A 2,378-nucleotide genomic window follows, 5' to 3' on the forward strand; every position below is an offset into this window, starting at 1 on the left:
GGCCAGGTGGCTATGTTCAAGCGCTACCCCGACTACACAATGAATGTGTACCCCACGCACCGCAGCGTCAGCGTGCCACCTGCGATTGTCGAGGCCGCCCGCAAAAATGTCTTGAGCACTCAGCTGGTTGCCGGTGGAAACGGTCTGGAGAACTTCACCAAGGCGTATCCATTCCCCATTCCCAAGGACGGCCTTGAAGTGATCTGGAACCATATCACCCGTTACCGTGGCGACAGCATGAAGCGCCAGATGGTGCAGATTGTCCCGGATGTGCGCGGCGTGGGCACGCCCGTGACCTTTGACCATCTTTATGCGCTACGCGAAAGTCTGGCCGACTACGACCCGGCCAAACCCAGCAATGTGCTGTTCTACAACAAACAGACGATCACCGCCCCAGCTCGCCTGGCCGGTAATGTCGAATTGGTCCACGAGACCCTCGACCAGGTCAAGGAGCCCCGCCAGGCTTGGATCTACAACGCCGGCCAGCGGCGTGTACGGCGGGCACCGCAGGTAGCCTACGACGGACCTGCGGGTAGCACCGACGGCCAACGGGTGGTGGACAACTACGACATGTTCAATGGTGCGCCGGATCGCTACGACTGGAAGTTGGTGGGCAAGCAGGAGCTGTACATTCCCTATAACAGCTACAAGCTCGACTCACCCAAGCTCAAATATGCCGACATCACCAAGGCTGGTCATATCGATCAAGGGTTGGCGCGTTATGAATTGCATCGGGTCTGGCACGTGGTCGCAACCTTGAAGCCCGGCCAGCGACATGTCTACGCCAAGCGTGACTTCTACATCGATGAGGACTCCTGGCAGGCCGCAGTGATTGACCACTACGACGGCCGTAATACTTTGTGGCGTATGGCTGAAGCCCACCAGCAGTCCTATTACAACGATCAGGTACCGTTTTATACCGCCGAGACACTGAACGACATGATCAGCGGACGCTACCTGGTACTGGGGCTCAAGAATGAGGAGAAGCGCAGCTATCAGTTTGACGTTAAAGCTGTCGAGGGCGAGTTCACGCCCAATGCCTTGCGTCAGTCAGGAGTACGTTGAGCCATGAAAAGCCCTTCGGTTCCTTCTGCCTCGTTTGACTATGTTGCTCCTGTAACGGCTGTGCCGCCGCGCGCCAAGATGCGTCGGGTTGTGGTGGCGTCATCCCTGGGTAACGCGCTGGAGATCTACGACTTCACGGTCTACAGTTTTTTTGCGGTAATTATCGGCAAATTGTTTTTCCCGGCTGACTCGCCCTTGGCGTCGTTAATGATGTCGTTGGTGACCTTTGCCTTGGGCTTTCTGATCCGTCCGCTCGGCGCAGTGATGATCGGCCGGTTTGCCGACCGCTATGGACGCAAGCAGGCGTTGTCTTTGACCATCGCCCTGATGACCGTAGGCACGGGCGTTATCGCTTTCACTCCGACCTATTCCAGTATCGGTATTGTTGCCACTGGGCTGCTGGTATTCGGTCGTCTGTTGCAGGGCTTCTCAGCTGGTGGCGAGGTAGGCGCGGCCTCGGCGTTTTTGATGGAGTCCGGGCGTGCCGACAATCGTTGCTTCATGGTCTGCTGGCAGGGCGCAAGCCAAGGTGCCGCTGCTCTGTTGGGCGCGTTGTCCGGGCTGGTGCTCACCACGTTGCTGTCGGAGCAGGCACTGCACAGTTGGGGCTGGCGTGTACCCTTTATCATCGGTTTGATGATCGGGCCGGTGGGCTGGTACATCCGCAAACACCTGGATGAAACCCACGAAAATATCGCAAAACCCACGCCTTTTCGTGATTTTGTGCGCGAGCACGCACGCACCCTGGGATTGGGCATTTTGTTGATGGCCAGCTCCACGGTGAGCTCGTACATGGTGGTGTTCTACATGCCCACCTACCTGACCCGCACATTGAACTACCCCAGCAGCTTCGCCTTTGCGCTGGTGGCTTTCGCCTGTGTGTTGCTGGCCGTTATCCCGCCCATCGCGTCGCGCTTCGCCGATCGCATGCAACGGCGCAAGCCGTTGTTATATTGGCTGTGTGAGTTGCAGGCGGTGCTGACCTATCCCGCGTTTGTGATGCTCGGCCAGCAAAGCACGCTGCTATGCCTGGTGGCCGTTTCGTTGTTGATTCTGCCCATGGCGCTCAGCGGTGGGGCAGGGCTGGCGTTGCTGATGGAAGCCTTCTCCCGCGATAACCGGGTGACGGGGTTGTCGATCATTTACAGCTTCGGTGTCACGTTGTTCGGCGGCTTTTCTCCACTGATCGTGACGTGGCTGATTGCGCTGACGGGCAGCGCGTTGGTGCCGGCCTGGTACTTGTGTGCGGCGATCCTTATCAGCGGCGTGGCATTGAGGTTTTACCCCGAACATCCTGGGCGTCCCTGATACGC

2 protein-coding genes are annotated in these 2,378 nt (G+C 58.2%); both read left to right on the forward strand.

Going from position 1 to position 2,378, the window contains the following annotated elements; translation table 11 throughout:
• On the forward strand, positions 1-1,065 hold a 1,065-nt coding region (locus FEM54_RS30655; RefSeq protein WP_138454071.1), incomplete at its 5' end, for a DUF1329 domain-containing protein.
• Positions 1,066-1,068: 3 nt separating this feature from the next.
• Complete coding sequence (locus FEM54_RS30660; protein ID WP_138454072.1) at positions 1,069-2,373, forward strand: MFS transporter; 1,305 nt, start codon at positions 1,069-1,071, stop codon at positions 2,371-2,373.
• Positions 2,374-2,378: the final 5 nt, after the last annotated feature.

The organism is Pseudomonas edaphica (genome assembly GCF_005863185.1).
Taxonomy (GTDB): Bacteria; Pseudomonadota; Gammaproteobacteria; order Pseudomonadales; family Pseudomonadaceae; genus Aquipseudomonas; species Aquipseudomonas edaphica.